This window comes from Sphingomonas sp. NIC1 (genome assembly GCF_001638925.1).
In the GTDB taxonomy this organism is placed as follows: Bacteria; Pseudomonadota; Alphaproteobacteria; order Sphingomonadales; family Sphingomonadaceae; genus Sphingomonas; species Sphingomonas aquatilis.
This window is the reverse complement of record NZ_CP015521.1, coordinates 1,323,861-1,342,838: the sequence shown is the minus strand read 5'-3', so window position 1 is coordinate 1,342,838 and position 18,978 is coordinate 1,323,861. Positions and strand designations below refer to the sequence as shown.

Genomic DNA, 18,978 nt, shown 5'->3' with positions numbered 1-18,978 from the left:
GGCGATCCGCCCGCGCCCTGTTTGTCTGTGCCGCCATCATCAACGCCAAAAGCCCGCCGCTCCGGGGGAGCAGCGGGCCTTGGCAAGCCGGAAACGGACGTCGCTGTCGGCCGCTTACGCGGCGGCGGCGGTCGCCGACAGCTTCTTGACGATTTCGCGCTTCAGGCGGCGGCAGCGCAGCGACAGCTTGTCGTCGCCGGTCTTCACCAGCCAGTTGTCGAGACCGCCGTTGTGCTCGACCGAGCGCAGGCCGTGGGTCGACACGCGCAGACGCACGCTCTTCTCGAGCGAATCGGACATCAGCGTGACGTTCTGCAGGTTCGGCAGGAACGTGCGCTTGGTCTTGTTGTTGGCGTGGGAAACATTGTGACCCACCTGCCGGCCCTTGCCGGTCAGCTCGCAAATGCGCGACATGGCTTTAAATCCTGAATTCGGTTGCCCGGAAAGCCGGCGCCACTAGCGGCTTCGCGGCGATCCGTCAACCATGGGGCGATCCGCGCACCGTCGCATGCCGGGTGCAACGGACTCGGACACGCGGCGTTGTTACGCCATCGTAAAGGTCACGAACAGGGGACGGTTCACATGCGCACGTTGCTGGCATTGCTCGGGGTCATCGCGCTCATCGTCGTGGCGCTGATGTATTTCGGCTTCATCAATATCGATCAGACGCGCCCGGCGTTGGTGCAGGCGCCGCAGTTCAAGGCCGATGTCGCGCGCGTCAGCGTCGGCACCGAAAAGAAGACGGTCGAGGTGCCGACCGTGAACGTCGAGCGGCCGGGCAACGCCCAATAAAGGGGCGCTTTCGCGAATCGGGGATCGGGGGCAGGAGGGAGAGATGTTTCCCCTGCCGCCCCCCATGCGACGCGCCCTCGACGCGGCCGCCGCCGCCGCCGCGGCGGGCGAGGTGCCGGTGGGGGCGGTGCTGCTGTGGCGCGGCGAGGTGATCGCGGAGGCGGCCAATGCGCCGCGCGCGCTGTGCGATCCCACCGCCCATGCCGAAATGCGCGTGATCCGCGAGGCCGCGGCGCGGCTGGGCCGCGAACGGCTGGAGGAGGCGGATTTGTGGGTGACGCTAGAGCCCTGCGCAATGTGCGCGGGGGCGATCGCGCATGCGCGGATCGGGCGGCTCTATTATGGTGCGAGCGACCCCAAGGGGGGGGCGATCGAACACGGGCCACGGCTGTTCTCGCAACCCACCGTGCATCACCGGCCAGAGGTGTACGGCGGGATCGGCGAGGCTGAGGCGGCGGCGCTGCTGCGGGCCTTCTTTCGCGACCGGCGGTAAACGGGTTCGCGCGAAGACGCTAAGACGCGAAGGGGTCGCGTTGTGGCGCTGCGTTGGCCTGTTTCATGGAATGCGCGCGCAGAGGCGCGGAGGGCGCAGAGAGGCTACGTTTTAGGCCAGCGTGGCCTGTCTCTCGTGTCATGAGGGGCACCTGACGGTGCCGTAGGCGGACCATCTTGGCGTCTTCGCGTCTTCGCGCGCACCAAATCGGGCCGCAGCGCGCGCCGTCGCGCAAAACACCCGCCGGCACCGATGGCACCGGCGGGCAGAGGCGTCTTACTGACGCAGGTCGTTCTGCGAGATCGGCACGATCTTGATTTCGACACGGCGGTTGGCGGCGCGGCCGGCTTCGGTGTCGTTCGAGGCGACCGGGTTGCTCTCGCCGAACCCGCGCGTGCCGATACGCGCGGCCTGCACGCCGTGTGCGGCCAGATAGTCGGCGACCGACACCGCGCGGCGTTCCGACAGCTGCTGGTTGTACGATTCCGAGCCGGTCGAATCGGTGAAGCCGTACACGTCGACGAAGGTCTGGTTGTACTGCGACAGCGTGTCGGCGACCTGGTCGAGCGTGCGTTGGAACTGCGGCTGTACCGCGGCGCTGTTATAGCCGAAGGTGATGCCCGACGGGATGTTGAGGATCAGATTGTCGCCTTCGCGCGTCACCTGCACGTCGGTGCCGGCGGTGCGGGCGCGCAGGTCGCGTTCCTGCTTGTCCATATAGGCGCCGATGCCGGCCCCCGCGAGGCCCCCGATGCCGGCGCCCAGGATCTTGGCGGTACGATCGTTGCGGCCGCCGACCAGGTCGCCGAGCAGATAGCCGCCGAGCGCGCCGCCGATGCCGCCGATCGCGGTCGACGAGATGCGGCGCTGGCCGGTTTCCGGATCGGTGGTGCAGGCGCTGGTCGTAACGAGCGCCGTGAGCGCGGCGGCAGCGAGGAATTTGGAGCGCATGATGTCCCTTTGCTAACAGGTGGCCTTCGTCTGGGGGGAATAACTCAGGTCCGAAGCGGCTTGTTCCGCCTGCGATCTGAACGGTGGATGAGCCGGGCGCCGATGCGCGTGCGACGCACTTTCCGCGGCCACGGTGCAATCAGGCGGTTGTCGCGGCCGGACTTGTACGGCAAAGACACGTCACGCCGATGGCACCGCTTCCGCCCTTTCCCTGGATCGACGTCCTCATCATCCTCGCGCTTGTCGCGTTGAACGGCGTATTCGCGATGAGCGAGCTGGCGATCGTCTCGTCGCGCAAGGCGCGGCTGGAGGCGATGGCGCGCTCGGGGCGCAAAGGGCCCGCGGCCGCGCTGAAACTCGCCGCCGATCCCGGCAAGTTCCTGTCCTCCGTGCAGATCGGCATCACGCTGATCGGCATTCTGGCGGGTGCCTATTCGGGATCGAGCCTGGGCAGCCCCACCGCCGCGCGGCTGCAGCTGCTGGGCCTGTCGGCGCACACGGCCGAAACGCTGGGCTTCGCGCTGGTGATCGGCCTCACCACCTATGCCTCGCTGATCATCGGCGAGCTCGTTCCCAAGCAGTTCGCGTTGCGTAAGCCCGAAACGGTCGCCAGTCTGGTGGCGCTGCCGATGCGCTATATCGCGCTGGTCTGCGCCCCCCTCGTCTGGGTGCTCGATTCGTCGAGCGCGCTCGTCTTCCGCATCCTCGGCCTCAACCGCGAATCGGAAGACCAGGTGACGGCAGAGGAGTTGCACCTGATCGTCGCGGAAGCCAGCAAGTCGGGCGTGATCGAGGAGCATGAGCGCACGATCATCTCGGGCGTCGTCCGCCTCGCCGACCGGCCGGTGCGTGAGGTGATGACGCCCCGCACCGAAGTCGACTGGCTTGACTGTAACCTCGACGCCGACCGGATCCGCGACATCCTGCTCGCGACGCCGCACACCCGGCTGCCGGTGGCGGAAGGGTCGGTCGATGCGGTCGTCGGCGTCGTGCAATCGCGCGACATCGCGTCTGCACTGTTCCGCGGCGAGCCGCTCGACCTCAAGACGCTGATGCGCAAGGCGCCGGTCGTGATCGACCGGATCGACGCGATGGACGCGCTGATCGCGCTGCGCCAGGCGGAAGTGCCGATGGCGCTGATCCACGACGAATACGGCCATTTCGAAGGGATCGTGACCCCGGCCGATCTGCTCGCCGCGATCGCCGGCGAGTTCGCGAGCGATGCCGATCCCGACGAGGCCCCCTCTGTCGTGGTGCGCGACGACGGATCGTTGCTGGTCGCCGGCACGATGGCGGCCGACGCGCTCGCCGAACGGCTGGGCATCGACCTGCCCGAGGATCGCGATTATGCGACCGTCGCCGGTCTAGCATTAGCCGCTTTCCGCCATTTGCCGGGTGAGGGCGAGCATTTCGAGGAACAGGGTTGGCGGTTCGAGGTCGTCGACCTCGATGGCCGCCGCATCGACAAATTGCTCGTCAGCGAAATGTGATGGGGCCGGCCGGCATGCCGGCGGCGTCCGTTTCGATGCTATCTCGCTAACATAAGGCAGTTTCCGCCTGGCGTAGGACAATTCGTCCCATCGACGGCGGGGCCAGGCGTGCCCACCTATTGCAGATGGAACAGCCCGACACGCCCGCCAAGCCCTCCACATTCCGCTGGATCCTGCACTGCGGCTGGAAGGGCCTGTGTCCGCGCTGCGGCGAGGGGCGGATGTTTCGATCGTGGCTGAAGATCGTCGATCGCTGCGAGCATTGCGGGCTCGACTATCGCTTCGCCGCGCCGGACGATGGCCCCGCCTTCTTCTCGCTGTGTATCATCGCGCTGCCGCTAATCTTCTTCGTCGTGTGGCTGCAGGTGGCGTTCGAGCCGCCCGTCTGGGTGCACCTGATCACGTCGGTGCCGGTGATGGTCGCGGGGACGCTATTGCCGCTGCGCCCGATCAAGGGCTGGCTGGTCGCATCGCAATTCGTCAATCGCGCGCAGGAAGCGGGCACGCAAGGTCTGTGGCGCCGTCTGCACGGCACCGACGATGTGACCAACGATTTCGATCAGTAAGACGGCCGGTTACAGCCGGCCGAAGACGCGTTCGAACCCGGCCGTGTCGCCCGCGGCGAGGAAGCGGGCCTGTTCGATCCAGCGGTCGCGCTCCATCCGGCCGGCGAACGGTCCCAGCTGCGCATCGAGTGCCGCAGCCTGTTCGGGGCTGAGCGCGGCAACCTGACCCACCGTGCTGATGCCGAGTTCGCCCAGACGCGCGGCGAGCTTTGGGCCGAGGCCCTTCAGCGTCGACACGGGGGCTCCGGCGGGATCGGCGGAGACGGGCGCAGGCGCTGCCGGTGCGGACGCGGCTTCCTGTGCCGGTGCCGCGTCCAGCGGTGCGCTGGCGGCGATCGGTTCGTCAGCGATCGGGTCGGTCGCCGCGGGCGCGGGATCGGACGCCTGCGGTGCCGGAGCGGTGACGGGCGCAGGCGCTGCTACCGGTGCCGGCGCTGCCACCGGTGGCGGGGCTACCGATGTCGGCGCGGAAGTGTCGTCCGCGGTCCGCGCCACTTCGGCATTGTGTTCGGCGATATCGCGCTCCGCCGTGCGGCGCTGCCGCTTCAGGCGGATACCCCAGATGATCGCGACGATCGTCAGCAGCGCGAAGATGGCGATGATCGCCAGATGCGCGGCGGTAAAGGCATCGGTGGTGCTCGGGATCAGACTGGCGCCCGAGGCGCCGCCGGCGGAGGCGGTGTCGTTCATGCGTATGATCCTAGCGATGGCGTGCCGAGGGGGCGAGGGGGATTGTCATGAGCCCAGCACGCGTGCCGACAGCGCCGCACAATCGGCATCGCCCGCGCGCGGTTCCTGCTTGCCGGTGATCGCGCGGCCCAGCGCCTTCAACACGTTGCCGACCGATTTGACCTGCGCCGGCACGACGATCTCTGGCGCGCTGAGCGTGCCGGTGAGGAAGGCGGCGCCGGGCAAGCGGAGCAGGCCGTCGCCCTTGGGGGCACCGGTCAGCCGCATGTCGAGCCGTTCGGCGGGGAAACGCACCGTGCCGGTGCCGCGCAGCTGGCTGGCGCTGGTGTCGACGATCATCGGCGCGGCGTGGCCCAGGCCGTCCGTCACCTTCAGCCCGACGACGACGCAGCGCAGACGGGCGCGTTCGCTCTCCCCCGCCAGCAGCGCGCGTCCGGCATCGAAACCCAGCGCCGCGGCGTAGCGTTGCGGCAGCGTGCCGTCGCGCACCACGAAACCGATGCGGCCGTCGGACCGCCCCACCGCCGCGCGGATCGTATCGCCCCGCCCGGTCAGGCGCGCGCGCGCTGCGATCCGCCCGGTGAAGTCGCCGCCGGTGCCGGGCAGCGCCGCGACGCGCGTGCCGCTCAGCCGCATATCGACCGTCAGCAGCGGGCTGGGCGCCCCGTCGCGCTGGTCGACGCGCAGGCTGCCCTTGGCGGTGCCATCGGCGAGCACCAGCGTCAGCGGCGCAACGTCGAGCCGCTTGTGGTCGAGCGCCAATACCGTCGACAGCGCGCGCACCGGCGTCGGTCCGCTGCGGCTGACCACGCGTGCGATACGGAGCGATATGCGGCCGTCGGTTTCGCCGATCTTGCTGAGATCGATCCGCGTATCGGGCACGACATGCGGCCCGATCGCGCGTTCGCGCGCGGCCGCTTCCGCGCGACCTTCGTCGGACGCGAGATCACCGAAATCGAAGCGGTTGGCGGTGACGGCGCCGTCCAGCTTCGTGCGGCCGTCCTGCTTGTCGACCGTGACATGGCCGGCGATGTCGGACTGGCCGATCGTGCCCTTCAGGTCGTTGACGATCCACTTGGGCGCGTCGTGGCGGACGTGTGCGGTCAGTGCGACGGGTTGCGTGCCGAACAGGCCCGCTTCGATCACTGCGTCGATCAGGCGGAGGTCCGCGGCGCGTGCGGTGACGTCCAGCGTCATCGCGTCGGTATCGAGCGGCACGTCGGTGCTGCCCTTGGCGCGCATCGACAGCCGGTCGCCGTCGATCGTCGCGGTGAAGGGCCAGGGGCCAGGGGATGGCTGTGCGACCGAGGCGCCGTCGAGCGCGATGTGGACGGGTACGCCGCGGATCGTGCCGTTGCCCTTGGCGCGTAGGCCTTGTGCGTCGGACGAGACCTGCACCACGGCGCTGCGGCGGCGCTTGTCGTCGCGATAGCGGATGGTGGCGTCGCGGATCGTCAGCCCCTCGAGGTCGCTCGACGCGCCGCCGCTTTCCGCCTCGCCGGGCCGCGGCCAGTTGGTGCGGCCGTTGGCATCGCGCACCAGCGCCAGTTGCAGCCCCTCCGCGACGATATCGCGCGGGCGGAAGGTGCCGGTCAGCAGCGGCCAGACGGGGAAGGTGACCCGCGCTTCGCGCAAGGTCAGGAAATTGCCACTGCCGGCCCAGCCCGCCTGCGGGATCGTGACGTCGCGGACGCGGATCGTCGGGGTGAAGCCGATCGTATCCACCCGGTCCATCGCCCCGATCACCACCGGTCGCCCGAAACGCTTGGCCAGCCGATCGGCGACCACGCCCTTCAACACGCCATAGGGAAAGGCTGCGATGACCAGCAGCAACACCAGCGGCACCGCGACGAGGACAGGCACGTAACGCCTGCCGGCGCGGAGACGGAGGGTCATGCCAGCGGGACGCGCCGGAACGCCATTGGTTCCGGCGCGGTCCTTCGGCCAGTTCGCTGCGGTATCAGAAATCGATCGCGATGCCCTTCAATTCCCAGTCACCGTAGCGCGTGGGATCGAGCCCCAACGGGTCTTCCGTCTTCGGCTCGACCGGCTCCGGGGTGGGCACGGGCGGGTTCTTGCTGAGATAGGCGGGCGGCTTCAGATGTTCGGGACGTTGGCCCATCGCGTCTCTCCGGTCTAAGGGACCCGTATATCGTTCCGAACCGAAGGTTTCTCAAGCTTGCCCGATCCCCGCCGTCCCCGAGCCGGTCACCGTTTCAATCGTGAGCCCGCCGCCGCTGCCGAGCCGCTCGGCACGCCGTCGCGCCGCGCCGCCATCCGCCTGCTCGACGCGGTGCTGCGCCGGGGCGAGCCACTGGAGCAGGCGCTGGTCGCGGCGACGCGCCACGTCTACGGGCCCGACCGGGGGCTGGCGCACGCAATCGCGGCGGAGGTGTTGCGGCGTCTGCCCGATCTCGACGCGCTGATCGATTCGGTGACGGAGCGCCCGCTGCCGGAGGATGCCAAGGCGCGCATGGCGCTGCGGATCGCGCTGGTGCAGGCGCTGGTGCTGGGCACGCCGCATCACGCCGCGATCGCGACCGTGCTGCCGCTGGTCGACGGCGGGCCGCGGAAGCTGGTGCATGGCGTGTTCGGCGCGATCGTCCGGTCGGGCGTGCTGCTGCCCGAAATTCCCGCCCTGCCGCCGAAGGTCGAGGCGCGGTGGGACGCCGCCTGGGGGCCTGAGATGGTCGAGGGCGCGGCACAGGCGATCGCCGCGCCGCCGCCGCTCGACCTCAGCCTCGCCGACCCCGCCGAGACCGAACACTGGGTGCGCGAGCTTGGCGGCACCAGCCTGATGCCGGGTCATGTCCGCCTGACCGACGCTGCCGCGGTGACTGAACTGCCCGGCTTTACCGAGGGGCGCTGGTGGGTGCAGGATATCGCCGCCTCCATTCCCGCGCGGTTGCTGGCCGACGGGATCGCCGACGGCGCGCACGCGATCGATCTGTGCGCGGCGCCCGGCGGCAAGACGCTGCAACTCGCCGCCGCCGGTTATCGCGTGGCTGCGGTCGATGTGTCCAACGCCCGGATCAAGCGGCTGCGCGAGAACCTGTTCCGTACGCGGCTGAAGGCGGAGGTAATCGCTGCCGATGTGCTGAAATGGGCGCCGGATGCACCCGCCGATGCGCTGCTGATCGACGCGCCGTGCAGCGCCACCGGCATCTTCCGCCGCCATCCGGATGTGCTTCATCGCGTCCACCCGGCGATTATCGAGGAGATGGCAGGCCTGCAGACCCGTTTGCTCGCGCGCGCCGCCGATTGGGTGAAGCCCGGCGGGCGTCTCGTCTTCGCGACGTGCAGTCTGGAGCCGGCGGAGGGCGAGGCGCAGCTGGAACGCTTTTTGGCGGACCGCCCGGACTACGCCATCGATGCGCCCGATGCCGCGCTGCTCCCACCGGGGGTCCCGGTGCAGTCGGGCGGTTACGTCCGCACGCTGCCGGGGATGCTGGTAGCAGAGGGCGGCTGCGACGGCTTCTTCATCGCAAGGTTGCGCCGCAAGGACTGACGCTGAAATTCCTCCCCCGCCAGGGGGAGGTGGCGCGGCGGAGCCGCGACGGAGGGGGAGGGCGACGGCGTCTTCCGTCTTCAGACCCCGCCCTGTCCTCCCCCTCCACCACTCGGCTGGCGCCGAGCGGTCCCCCTCCCCCTGGCGGGGGAGGACTTGTGTGGTCAGCCCCATCCGCTCCGTCACCCGGCGTGACGAAGACTGTGTGGCAAAGGACCAAACTCCACCCCAACCGCATTGCCATCGCCCGACAGGGGCTTAGAGAGGCGCCATGCAGCCGGTCCGCATCGCCCCGTCCATCCTGTCCGCCGATTTCGCCAAATTGGGCGAAGAGGTCCGCGCCATCGATGCCGCGGGCGCCGACTGGATCCATATCGACGTCATGGATGGCCATTTTGTCCCCAACATCACGATCGGCCCGGCGGTGGTGAAGGCGCTGCGCCCGCACACGACCAAGCCGTTCGACGTCCATCTGATGATTTCGCCGGTCGATCTGTACCTCGACGCCTTCGCCGAGGCGGGCGCCGACACGATCACCGTCCATCCGGAGGCGGGGCCCCACGTCCACCGCACGATCCAGCATATCAAGGGGTTGGGCAAGCGCGCGGGCGTCGTGCTCAATCCGGCGACGCCGGCCAAGATGCTCGACTATCTGATCGACATGGTCGACCTCGTCCTCGTGATGAGCGTCAACCCCGGCTTCGGCGGGCAGAGCTTCATCGACAGCCAGCTGAAGAAGATCGCCGCGATCCGCAAGATGATCGATCACAGCGGCCGTGCCATCGATCTGGAGGTCGATGGCGGCGTCGACGCGACGCATGCCCGCCGCTGTGTCGAGGCGGGCGCCGATGCACTGGTCGCCGGCACCGCGGCCTTCCGTGGCGGGCAGGCCTGCTACGCCGCCAATATCGCCGCGCTGCGGGGCTGATGCGCGGATGAGCGACCTGTCGCCCCACCGTCATCCCGTGACCCCGTTCGACGGGCCGGATGCCCCCGACGGGATCGAGGAGGGCAAGCGCCTGATGCGCGTCGGCGGCGACAAGGGGCTTAGCCTCGCCGAGCGGCTCGCCGAACGCTTTCACAAGCTGACGTGGCGCACACCGATCCACACGATGCGACTGAAGGGCCGCTATCCGCTGAAGCTGGTTGCGGTGCCCGACGATCCCGTGATGGGCGACGTGCGGCGCGGCCATGCGTTGCTGCGTGGCGAGCTGGCGTTCCAGGGCGAGACGCACCCGATCGACACGCTCGCGTTCAAGCGTGGCGATTGGGGCCGGCCGTTTGCCGATTACGTCCACAGCTTCGCGTGGCTGCGCGATCTGTCGACCGTCGCGACGCGCGCGCAGGGCGCGCCGATCGCCGAGGCGCTGATGGCGCGCTGGCTCGACGATTATGCCGAGCGGATCGATCCGCTGGCGTGGCGCCCCGATCTGTGGGGCCGGCGCCTGCTGTTCTGGACGTGCCACGCGCCGCTGATCCTGTCGTCGACCGACCTCGTCTATCGATCGAGCGTTCTCAACACGCTGGCGCGCGGCGCCCGCCACCTCGATCGCGGTGCGGACAAGGCGCCGCCGGGCGCGCCGCGGATCGCCGCCTGGTGCGGAGTCATCACCGCCGGCCTGCTGATCCCCGGCGGCGACCCGCGCCGTGCGTTCGGCGAGGCGGGCCTTGCCCGCGCGCTGGCGAGTGGCTTGAGCGACGACGGCGGTTCGGTGTCGCGCAGCCCGGCGATGCTCGCCGACACGATCCAGCTGCTCAGCACCTTGCGCGAAGTCTACACGGCGCGGCGCGAAGAGATGCCCGAGGCGGCGCAGACCGCGCTCGCCCGTGCGGTGCCGGCGCTGCTCGGCGTCATGCACGGTGATCGCATGCTGGCGAGCTGGCAGGGTGCCGGCCCGGCGACCGCCGACGAACTCGCCGCGCTGATCGAGGCGAGCGGTATCCGCACCCGCCCGCTGCGCCAGGCGCGCGACTGGGGCTATCAGCGGCTCGCCGCGGGGGGCGCGGTGCTGATCGTCGATGCCGCCCCGCCGCCGATCGCCAAGGTCGTGGAGGGCGGCTGCGCCTCGACGCTGGCCTTCGAATTTTCCGACGGCGAACAGCGGTTGATCGTCAATTGCGGCGGCGCGCGTGCGGCCGTCGCGCAATTGCCCGCCGCCTTTGCCGAAGGGTTGCGCACCACCGCGGCGCATTCGACGCTGACCGTGGGCGATTCCAACTCCACCGCGATCCACGCTGACGGCACGCTCGGCCGCGGCGTCGCGCAGGTCGAGCTGTCGCGCCAGGAATCGGACGTCGCCAGCCGGATCGAGGCGAGCCACGACGGCTATGTCCGCCGCTGGGGCCTTATCCACCGCCGCCAGTTGATGCTGACCGGCGACGGCAAGGAACTGCGCGGCGAGGACGCACTGCTGCCGCAGGGGCGCCGCCGCAAGGCGGGCATGGCGCCCTTCTGCATCCGCTTCCACCTTGGCGCGGGCGTGCAGGCCTCGCCAACCGCCGATGGCCTCGCGGCGTTGCTCCGCCTGCCCGGCGGTGCGCTGTGGCAGTTCCGCTGCCGCGGCGGCATGCTGACGATCGAGGATTCGCTGTGGATCGACGGCGAAGGGCGCCCGGTCGCGACGCAGCAGCTGGTCGTGTCGGGTGAGGCGCCCGCCGGTGGCGCCAACGTCAGCTGGGCGCTGAAGCGGGCGCTCTAACCCACTAGATGATCGATGCTCCGGTCCTCCCCCGCCAGGGGGAGGGGGACCGTTCGGCGTAGCCGAATGGTGGAGGGGGAGGTCGGCGGCGCGTTTCCGAACGGGCGTCACCCTTTCCTCCCCCTCCGTCACCGCTGGCGCGGTGCCACCTCCCCCTGGCGGGGGAGGAATGTGTCATAGTGCCCGATTGCTCTGGCGCGGCCGTATTCGAGGCAGTCGAGCACAACTCCCACCTGTTCCCCGGCGCCATCCGTCGCTAGGGAACGCGCGCGAGACTCCTCCCCCGCTAGGACCATCATGACCACGATCCCCATCCGCCGCGCCCTGCTGTCCGTGTCCGACAAGACGGGGGTCGTCGATCTCGCCCGCGCGCTGGCCGACAAGGGCGTCGAGCTCGTCTCGACCGGCGGCACCGCCAAGGCGCTGCGCGACGCCGGCCTAACCGTGAAGGACGTCAGCGACCTCACCGGCTTCCCCGAGATGATGGACGGCCGCGTCAAGACGCTGCACCCGATGGTCCATGGCGGCCTGCTCGCGGTGCGCGACGACGCCGAGCATGCCAAGGCGATGACTGACCACGGTATCGGTGCGATCGACCTCGTCGTCGTGAACCTCTACCCGTTCGAGGCGACCGTCGCCCGCGGCGCCGACCGCGACACGGTGATCGAGAACATCGACATCGGTGGCCCCAGCATGGTGCGCTCCGCCGCGAAGAATCACGCCTATGTCGCGATCGTCACCGATCCCGCCGATTACGCGATCGTCGCGACCGGCGAGACCAGCCTCGACCAGCGTCGCCTGTTCGCCGCCAAGGCCTTCGCTGCCACCGCGTCGTACGACGGCGCGATCGCGCGCTGGTTCGGCACGGTCGACCAGGCCGAGGCCTTCCCGCCGGTGTTGCCCGTCACGATGCGCCGCGCCGCGACGCTGCGCTATGGCGAGAACCCGCACCAGTCCGCCGCTTTCTACGCCAGCCATGACGGCGTGCGCGGCATCGGCCAGGCGCGGCAGGTGCAGGGCAAGGAGCTCTCCTACAACAACCTCAACGACGCCGACGCGGCGCTGGAACTGGTGGCCGAATTCCGCGACGCCGCGCCCACCTGCGTCATCGTCAAGCATGCCAACCCGTGTGGTGTCGCGACGGGCAAGACGCTGGAAGACGCCTATGCCGAGGCGTTCGCCTGCGACACCGTGTCGGCGTTCGGCGGCATCATCGCCGTCAACCGCCCGCTCGATGCGGCGACCGCGAAGGCGATCACCGGCATCTTCACCGAAGTCGTCGTCGCGCCGGATGCCGACGAAGAGGCGCTCGCGCTGTTCGCCGCCAAGAAGAACTTGCGCCTGCTGCTGACCGGCGAGCTGCCCGATCCGGCGCGTGCCGGCCTGTTCGCCAAGACGATCGCCGGCGGCTGGCTGGTGCAGGATCGCGACGCGGGCGTGCCCGGCGACCTACAGGTCGTCACCAAGCGCGCGCCGACGGAGCAGGAGTTGGCGGATTGCCGCTTCGCCTGGACGATCGCCAAGCACGTCAAGTCGAACGCGATCGTCTACGCCAAGGACGGCGCGACCGCCGGCGTCGGCGCAGGCCAGATGAATCGCCTCGAATCCGCCCGCATCGCGGCGTGGAAGGCGAAGGACGCGGCGGAGAAGGCCGGCTGGGCGCAGCCGCGGACGATCGGGTCTGCGGTGGCGTCGGACGCCTTCTTCCCCTTCGCCGACGGCCTGATGGCGGCGGTGGAGGCTGGCGCGACGGCGGTGATCCAGCCCGGCGGTTCGATCCGCGACGACGAGGTGATCGCGGCCGCCGATGCGGCGGGGCTGGCGATGGTCTTCACCGGCATGCGCCACTTCCGCCACTGATCGGAGCAGCCTGAGTCCTCCCCCGCCAGGGGGAGGGGGACCGTTCGGCGTCAGCCGAATGGTGGAGGGGGAGGTAAGCGGCGCGCGTCGTTTTTTGAGGACGTCGCTGTCCGCCCCCTCCGTCACCGCTTCGCGGCGCCACCTCCCCCTGGCGGGGGAGGACTTCGGTTCACCGCACCGGCGATCCGACATTGGGCAGCGTCGCTTCGTCCGCGGTCGGCATCTTGCCGAACAGGGCCCGGTCCGCCGGGCCGAACGCCCATTTCCACAATACGAACAGATAGGTGGCAGCGATCGCGGGTTCGCCGCCGGCGAGTTCCAGCCATTCGAAGTCGTGCGGCAGCATCGTGAACGCAGCGCCGACGACGATCGCGGCCAGCGCCGCCCCCGCCAGCGACCAGCGCCACGGGGATACCGGCGCCGACAGGAGGCGCCCGAGCAGCCGCGCCTTGATGATCGAGGTCAGGCCAACGCCGATCATCAGCGCCACCGCCGGCCCCGCCGCCTGCCACGTCTGCGGCAGGCCCAGTCGCCGCATGCCGAGGATCAGCGCGAAGCTCAGCGCGATCTGCACGCCCAGCATCGCGATGGAGATCATCAGGTTGCGGTGCCGCGCGGTATAGACCAGCGCCGATTCGCACACCGCGCCGGTCGAGGCGAGCACTTCGGCGAACAGCAGGAAGCCGAGCGCCGCGCTGCCCGACACGAATTGCGGCCCGACGACGCCCATCACTGCTTCGGCTGGAATCGAACCCATCAGCGCAAGGCCGGTCTGCGCGGCCATGATCCAGAAGGCGACCTGCCGCACCTGATTGGCGATCGCGACGCGATCGTTCACCGCCAGACTCTGCGTGATGACGGGGCCGAGGATGGGGTCGAAGCTGGTCTTCAGCTTCTGCGGCAGCGATGCGACCTGCTGCGCCATGTAATAGATGCCGACGACCTTGGGTTCAAACATCACGCCCAGGATAAAACGATCGACGTTGCGCGTGCCCCATTCCAGCGCGTCCGCCCCGGCGAGCGGCGCGTTGGCGCGAGCGAGGCGGAACAGCTGCCCCAGATGCGGCGACCAGCCATGCGGTACGCCATAGCTGCGGATGAAGGGCACGAAGCTGGCGATCAGCGCCGCGATCATCGACGCGACATAGGAGAGGACGAGGCCGTCCTTGATCGTGACGAACGAGAAGACCCAGGCGGCGATCGAGATCGTCCATGGCTCGACCACCGCGCGTGCGGTGACGGTCGCCTTCACGTTATGGCGATAGGCGAGGGCGGCGAGGCTGACGTCGGACCAGGCGACCGCGACGATGATGCAGGGCAGGAACCGGTCCAGCCCCGTCACATGCGTGTTGGCGTACATCACCTCCGGAAAGGCGATCAGCACCGCACTGGCCGCCATCGACAGGACGAAGGCGAGCGCGAGCGCGTCCCACACCACGCAGACATGCGGCTGATCGGAGGAGGACAGGGCTTGCGCGAGGCCACGCTTCAGGCCGAGCGTTGCGACGAGCGCGGCGAGTTCGACCACCACCACCGCGAGCGCAAAGCGGCCGACGAGGTCCGGACCGTAGAGCCGCCCGGCGATGAACAAGAACGGGATGCGCGCGGCGAGGCGCAGGACGAAGCCTGCGATATTGGTGCGGCCGCCCTTGGCGAGCGCATCGATATCTTTGGTTTCGGTCACAGGTGAGCGATCGAGAGGGCGACGCACCCGCCCTCACCCTTCCCACCCGGCTGCGCCGGGCGGGCCCCTTCCCTCTCCCATTGGGAGAGGGAGGGAGGCGCGCAGCGCCGGAAGGGTGAGGGTGGGTACGGGACGGCCACGATCAATGCGCCGCTCCCCAGCTCGCGCCGACGCCGATCTCGATTCCCAGCGGCACCGACAGCTCCACCGCCGGTGCGGCAGCCTCCGCCATGACGCGCTCGATCACCGGCTTGGCCGCCTCGACATCACCCTCCGGCAACTCGAACACCAGTTCGTCGTGGACCTGCAGCAGCATCTGCACGTTCGGCAGCCCCGCCGCGAGCAGGGCGGGCTCCATCCGCACCATCGCGCGCTTGATGATGTCGGCGCTGGTGCCCTGGATCGGCGCGTTGATCGCGGCGCGTTCGGCGCCCTGGCGTTCGTGCTGCACCTTGCTACGGATGCGCGGGAAGTGCGTCTTCCGCCCGAATAGCGTCGTCGTATAGCCGCGCTCGCGCACGCTCTGCGTCGTTTCGGCGATGTAATTGTTGATGCCGGGGAAGCGATCGAAATAGCGGTCGATCATCGCCTGCGCCTCGTCGGCGGTGACGTCGAGCCGCCCCGCCAGCCCCCAGCGGCTGATGCCGTAGAGGATCGCGAAGTTGATCGTCTTCGCCCGTCCGCGCGTGTCGCGGTTGACCTCGCCGAACAGCTCCATCGCGGTGAGGCTGTGGATGTCATCGCCATTGGCGAAGGCGGCCTTCAGCGCCGGGACGTCCGCCATATGCGCCGCCAGCCGCAATTCGATCTGCGAATAGTCGGCCGCCAGGATGACGTTGCCCGGTTCCGCGACGAAGGCGTCGCGAATCTGGCGACCCACCTCGGTGCGGATCGGGATGTTTTGCAGGTTCGGCTCGGTCGAGGACAGGCGGCCGGTTTGCGCGCCCGTCAGGCTGTAGCTGGTGTGGACGCGGCCGGTGCGCGGGTTGATCTCATTCTGCAGCGCGTCGGTATAGGTGTTCTTCAGCTTGGTCAGCTGGCGCCAGTCGAGCACGCGCGCGGCGATCTCGGCACCCGGCGAATCCTTGTCGGCGGCAATCCGCTCCAACTCGTTGACGTCGGTCGAATAGACGCCGGACTTGCCCTTGCGGCCGCCCTTGATGCCCATGCGCTCGAACAAGACGTCGCCCAGCTGCTTGGGGCTACCGATCGTGAACGGCGCCCCGGCGAGGCCGTGGATCACCGTTTCGAGCGCGGCGATCTGCTCGCTGAACCCGGCCGACAGCGCCGACAATTTCTCGCGATCGACCTTGATCCCGCGCGTTTCCATGCGTGCGATCACGGGCACCAGCGGGCGGTCTACCATCTCGTAGATGCGCGTCGCCTCTTCGGCGGGCAGCCGTGCTTTGAAGCGTTTCCACAGGCGATAGGTGACGTCGGCGTCCTCGGCGGCGTAGCGAGTCGCGGATTTTAGATCGATCTCGTGGAAGCCGCGCTGCGATTTCCCCGTGCCGACCACGTCCTTATAGGCGATGCAGCTGTGCGACAGATGCGTCGCGGCGAGCTCGTCCATGCCGTGGCCGTGCAACCCGGCGTCGAGGTCGAAGCTCATCACGATCGTGTCGTCGTGCGGTGCGACGGTGATGCCGACAAGGCCGAGCACGATCATGTCGAACTTCAGATTGTGCCCGATCTTGAGGACCGATGCGTCCTCACACAGCGTCTTCAGCCGCGCGAGCGCCTCGGCCCGGTCGATCTGCACCGGCGATTCGGCGAGCAGATCGGTCGTGCCGTGGCCCAACGGTATGTAGCACGCCTTGTTGGCGCCCAAGGCAAGCGACACACCGACCAGATCGCAGCGCGTCGCGTCGGTGCCGGTCGTCTCGGTATCGATCGCGACCCAGCCCTGATGCTGCGCGTCCGCCACCCAGCGGTCGAGCGTCGCGGCATCGACCACCGTCTCGTATCCATCGTGGTCGCAGGGTGGATCGGCCTCGAACGGCACATCCGCGGGCGCCGCGACGGGGGCGTCGGCAACCTGACCCAGCCGGTTCATCAGCGTCTTGAAGCCGTGATGCTCCAGGAAAGCGCGCAGGGGCGCGTCGGGAATGCCGCTTGCGGGCAGTTCCAATTCCTCGAGCGGGTGAACCAGCGGCACATCGCAGGCCAGTTCGACCAGCTTGCGGCTGAGGCGCGCCGCCTCGGCATGCTCGATCAGATTCTCGCGCAGCTTGCCCTTCTTGAACGCGTCGGACGCCGCCGCGGCGAGCACGCCCTCGACATCGCCATGTTCCAGGATCAGCTTGGCGGCGGTCTTCGGGCCGACGCCGGGGACGCCGGGCACGTTGTCGACGCTGTCGCCCATCAGTGCGAGCACGTCGCCGAGCTTTTCCGGGCCGACGCCGAACTTCTCCACCACCGCATCGGGGCCGAGGCGGCGGTTGTTCATCGTGTCGAGCATGTCGACCGACGGATCGGTCATCAGCTGCATCAGGTCCTTGTCGGAGCTGACGATCGTCACCTGCCAGCCCTGCGCCAGCGCGGCCTTGGTGTAGCTCGCGATCAGATCGTCCGCCTCCCAGCCTTCCTCTTCGATGCAGGGCAGCGAGAAGGCGCGGGTGGCGTCGCGGATCATCGGGAATTGCGGGACCAGATCTTCCGGCGGTGGCGGACGGTGCGCCTTGTACTGATCGTACATCGCGTTGCGGAAGGTCTGCGACGATTTGTCGAGGATGACCGCCATGTGCGTTGGGCCGTCCGCTTTGTGCAGCTCGTCGGCGAGCTTCCACAGCATAGCGGTATAGCCATAGACGGCGCCGACCGGCTCGCCGTGCCGGTTGGTGAGCGGCGGCAGGCGGTGGTAGGCGCGGAAGATATAGCCCGAGCCGTCGACGAGATAGAGATGGGGCATCGTGGGTGCCGTTTAGCGGATCGGCGGGGGCGCACCAACCTCTGGCGAGCAGGGTCGCAAGCTTTGGCGGAGTGTGGCTTTTGGGGCACAAACGGGCACAGCTCCTCCCCTCCCGGGGAAGGTGGCAGCGCGACAGCGCTGACGGAGTGGGAGGATACGGCGAAGCCGACGTTTGGGGCGATGCCCCCTCCACCACTCGGCTAAAGCCGAGCGGTCCCCCTCCCCCGGCTGCGCCGAGGGAGGACTTTAGGAGGTGGCGTCGGTCGCTACGGCGGCGGCCACCGCCTGGATCAGTTGCTGGCGTTCGCGGATCGGGCGGCGGCTGTCGCCGATCATCACGGCGATCGCGTAGCGGCGACCGTCGGGTGCGGTGAGCAGGCCGACGTCGTTGAAGCCGGCGTTGCGCGAGCCCAGGTCCTGACCCGTGCCCGTCTTGTGCGCGATCTTCCAGCCCGCCGGGATCGCGGCGCGCAGGCGGGCGCGGCCGGTGACCGAGGCGCCCATCGTGTCGAGCAGGATGCGCGTCGAGGTTTCGCTGAACAATTCGCCGCGGGCGAGGCGTGCGAGCGCATCGGCGATGGCGAGCGGTGCGGCGCCATCGGGCGGATCGTTGACGTAGGCGTCCAATGCCGCGGCGCGCACCTCGGGCGACAGGCGCGAACGGGCAAGTTCGAAGCCATTGCCCTTCGACATGGTCGCCTGGTTCCAGACGAGGCCGGCGGTCTTCGACTGGAGCAGGCGTTCGCCGGGACCGAAGCGGATGTCGCCGAGCTGCTTGCGCTCGATCATCGCGCGCACGGCGCTTGGCCCGCCGACATAGGTCAACAGGCGGTCGTTGGCGGTATTGTCGCTGTGCGTGAGGGCACGGGTGAGCAGTTCGCCGACCGTGGTGTGATAGCCGTCGCCCTTTACCAACATCGCGATCGGCTGGTGGAACAGCGTCAGATCCTGGTCGCGAACGACGACGGGATCGTCGAGCCGTGCTTTGCCCTGATCGCGCAGGTCCATCAGCGTCATCGCGACCCACAATTTGCTGACCGATTGCTGCGGCATGCGGGTGCGCGCGCCGGGCGAGGTGACGGTCCAGCCATCGTCGACCGCGCGGATCGCGATGCCGAACTTGCCGTCGAAATTGCGGGCGAGGCTGTCGATCGCCGCGGTGAGGCGGGCGGGCGCGACCCGGCGCGGCGGCGGCGCGGCGGCGGGGATGGGGATCGACACCGCGGCAGAGGGCGTGGTCACCGCCGGCACCGGGCCGTTGCCGCCCGGCCGCGCATTCGAACCGCAGGCGGCGAGCGCGGCGCAGACGCCGGTCATCAGGATGGATCGGGCCG

16 protein-coding genes are annotated in these 18,978 nt (G+C 69.1%); 8 read left to right on the top strand and 8 right to left on the bottom strand.

Translation table 11 applies throughout. The features are described 5' to 3' along the window. Positions 1–114 precede the first annotated feature (114 nt). Positions 115–414: a 50S ribosomal protein L28 gene (rpmB, locus tag A7E77_RS06530; protein WP_017980310.1), complete on the bottom strand. Its 300-nt coding sequence runs from the start codon at positions 412–414 to the stop codon at positions 115–117. Between the two features lie 168 nt (positions 415–582). Here rpmB and A7E77_RS06525 point away from each other — a divergent pair, with 168 nt between their 5' ends. Then, positions 583–792 (top strand): hypothetical protein, encoded by a 210-nt coding sequence (locus A7E77_RS06525; RefSeq protein ID WP_017980309.1) that lies wholly within the window; start codon positions 583–585, stop codon positions 790–792. A 64-nt stretch (positions 793–856) separates the two neighbouring features. Further along, positions 857–1,285, top strand: coding sequence for a nucleoside deaminase (locus tag A7E77_RS06520; RefSeq protein WP_043060924.1), 429 nt, complete (start codon positions 857–859; stop codon positions 1,283–1,285). Positions 1,286–1,561: 276 nt separating this feature from the next. On the opposite strand, the gene A7E77_RS06515 is transcribed toward A7E77_RS06520, so the two are convergent. Continuing rightward, positions 1,562–2,236, bottom strand: a complete 675-nt coding sequence (locus A7E77_RS06515; RefSeq protein WP_018250602.1) for an OmpA family protein — start codon at positions 2,234–2,236, stop codon at positions 1,562–1,564. 188 nt (positions 2,237–2,424) lie between these two features. Between A7E77_RS06515 and A7E77_RS06510 the strand changes: the two genes are divergently transcribed. Together A7E77_RS06510 and A7E77_RS06505 are read left to right on the top strand one after the other, a co-directional pair. Continuing rightward, the gene (locus tag A7E77_RS06510; RefSeq protein WP_017980306.1) at positions 2,425–3,726 is read left to right on the top strand and encodes a hemolysin family protein; all 1,302 of its coding nucleotides are present in this window, start codon (positions 2,425–2,427) and stop codon (positions 3,724–3,726) included. 125 nt (positions 3,727–3,851) lie between these two features. Next, the gene (locus tag A7E77_RS06505) at positions 3,852–4,292 is read left to right on the top strand and encodes a DUF983 domain-containing protein (protein WP_017980305.1); all 441 of its coding nucleotides are present in this window, start codon (positions 3,852–3,854) and stop codon (positions 4,290–4,292) included. 9 nt (positions 4,293–4,301) lie between these two features. Here the strand turns inward: A7E77_RS06505 and A7E77_RS06500 are convergent, their stop codons facing one another. From A7E77_RS06500 to A7E77_RS17310, 3 genes are all read right to left on the bottom strand, one after another. Further along, positions 4,302–4,982, bottom strand: coding sequence for a hypothetical protein (locus A7E77_RS06500; RefSeq protein ID WP_063686723.1), 681 nt, complete (start codon positions 4,980–4,982; stop codon positions 4,302–4,304). 45 nt (positions 4,983–5,027) lie between these two features. Beyond that, positions 5,028–6,878: an AsmA family protein gene (locus A7E77_RS06495; RefSeq protein ID WP_226341870.1), complete on the bottom strand. Its 1,851-nt coding sequence runs from the start codon at positions 6,876–6,878 to the stop codon at positions 5,028–5,030. Between the two features lie 64 nt (positions 6,879–6,942). Then, positions 6,943–7,104 (bottom strand): DUF1674 domain-containing protein, encoded by a 162-nt coding sequence (locus tag A7E77_RS17310; RefSeq protein WP_078462240.1) that lies wholly within the window; start codon positions 7,102–7,104, stop codon positions 6,943–6,945. 57 nt (positions 7,105–7,161) lie between these two features. On the opposite strand from A7E77_RS17310, the gene A7E77_RS06490 reads away from it, so the two are divergent. The 4 genes from A7E77_RS06490 to purH all read left to right on the top strand — a co-directional run bounded on the left by A7E77_RS06490 (position 7,162) and on the right by purH (position 13,049). Then, positions 7,162–8,490 carry an RsmB/NOP family class I SAM-dependent RNA methyltransferase gene (locus tag A7E77_RS06490; protein WP_063686722.1) on the top strand — a complete coding sequence of 443 codons (1,329 nt, stop codon included), beginning with the start codon at positions 7,162–7,164 and terminating at the stop codon, positions 8,488–8,490. A gap of 271 nt (positions 8,491–8,761) precedes the next feature. Further along, a complete protein-coding gene (gene rpe, locus A7E77_RS06485; protein WP_063686721.1) occupies positions 8,762–9,418 on the top strand; it encodes a ribulose-phosphate 3-epimerase in 657 nt (218 codons plus the stop codon). Positions 9,419–9,425: 7 nt separating this feature from the next. Beyond that, on the top strand, positions 9,426–11,189 hold the full coding sequence (locus tag A7E77_RS06480; protein ID WP_063686720.1) for a heparinase II/III family protein: 1,764 nt from the start codon (positions 9,426–9,428) through the stop codon (positions 11,187–11,189). Positions 11,190–11,486: 297 nt separating this feature from the next. Next, positions 11,487–13,049 carry a bifunctional phosphoribosylaminoimidazolecarboxamide formyltransferase/IMP cyclohydrolase gene (purH, locus tag A7E77_RS06475; protein ID WP_063686719.1) on the top strand — a complete coding sequence of 521 codons (1,563 nt, stop codon included), beginning with the start codon at positions 11,487–11,489 and terminating at the stop codon, positions 13,047–13,049. Positions 13,050–13,218: 169 nt separating this feature from the next. Here purH and A7E77_RS06470 read toward each other — a convergent pair whose 3' ends face one another. The 3 genes from A7E77_RS06470 to A7E77_RS06460 all read right to left on the bottom strand — a co-directional run bounded on the left by A7E77_RS06470 (position 13,219) and on the right by A7E77_RS06460 (position 18,961). Beyond that, entirely contained in the window at positions 13,219–14,733 is a 1,515-nt protein-coding gene (locus A7E77_RS06470) for a lipopolysaccharide biosynthesis protein (RefSeq protein ID WP_063686718.1), read from the bottom strand. Between the two features lie 142 nt (positions 14,734–14,875). Further along, entirely contained in the window at positions 14,876–17,644 is a 2,769-nt protein-coding gene (polA, locus tag A7E77_RS06465; RefSeq protein ID WP_063686717.1) for a DNA polymerase I, read from the bottom strand. 246 nt (positions 17,645–17,890) lie between these two features. Continuing rightward, positions 17,891–18,961 (bottom strand): serine hydrolase, encoded by a 1,071-nt coding sequence (locus A7E77_RS06460; RefSeq protein WP_063686716.1) that lies wholly within the window; start codon positions 18,959–18,961, stop codon positions 17,891–17,893. Positions 18,962–18,978 lie beyond the last annotated feature (17 nt).

Excerpts from the sequence above, each read along its gene's own strand:
- A7E77_RS06525 (WP_017980309.1), top strand. The coding sequence starts at position 583 with ATGCGCACGTTGCTGGCATTGCTCGGGGTCATCGCGCTCATCGTCGTG.
- A7E77_RS06480 (WP_063686720.1), top strand. The coding sequence starts at position 9,426 with ATGAGCGACCTGTCGCCCCACCGTCATCCCGTGACCCCGTTCGACGGG.
- A7E77_RS06510 (WP_017980306.1), top strand. The coding sequence starts at position 2,425 with ATGGCACCGCTTCCGCCCTTTCCCTGGATCGACGTCCTCATCATCCTC.
- rpmB (WP_017980310.1), bottom strand. The coding sequence starts at position 414 with ATGTCGCGCATTTGCGAGCTGACCGGCAAGGGCCGGCAGGTGGGTCAC.
- A7E77_RS06500 (WP_063686723.1), bottom strand. The coding sequence starts at position 4,982 with ATGAACGACACCGCCTCCGCCGGCGGCGCCTCGGGCGCCAGTCTGATC.
- A7E77_RS06460 (WP_063686716.1), bottom strand. The coding sequence starts at position 18,961 with ATGACCGGCGTCTGCGCCGCGCTCGCCGCCTGCGGTTCGAATGCGCGG.
- purH (WP_063686719.1), top strand. The coding sequence starts at position 11,487 with ATGACCACGATCCCCATCCGCCGCGCCCTGCTGTCCGTGTCCGACAAG.
- A7E77_RS06505 (WP_017980305.1), top strand. The coding sequence starts at position 3,852 with ATGGAACAGCCCGACACGCCCGCCAAGCCCTCCACATTCCGCTGGATC.
- rpe (WP_063686721.1), top strand. The coding sequence starts at position 8,762 with ATGCAGCCGGTCCGCATCGCCCCGTCCATCCTGTCCGCCGATTTCGCC.
- A7E77_RS17310 (WP_078462240.1), bottom strand. The coding sequence starts at position 7,104 with ATGGGCCAACGTCCCGAACATCTGAAGCCGCCCGCCTATCTCAGCAAG.
- A7E77_RS06495 (WP_226341870.1), bottom strand. The coding sequence starts at position 6,878 with ATGACCCTCCGTCTCCGCGCCGGCAGGCGTTACGTGCCTGTCCTCGTC.
- A7E77_RS06520 (WP_043060924.1), top strand. The coding sequence starts at position 857 with ATGCGACGCGCCCTCGACGCGGCCGCCGCCGCCGCCGCGGCGGGCGAG.
- A7E77_RS06515 (WP_018250602.1), bottom strand. The coding sequence starts at position 2,236 with ATGCGCTCCAAATTCCTCGCTGCCGCCGCGCTCACGGCGCTCGTTACG.
- polA (WP_063686717.1), bottom strand. The coding sequence starts at position 17,644 with ATGCCCCATCTCTATCTCGTCGACGGCTCGGGCTATATCTTCCGCGCC.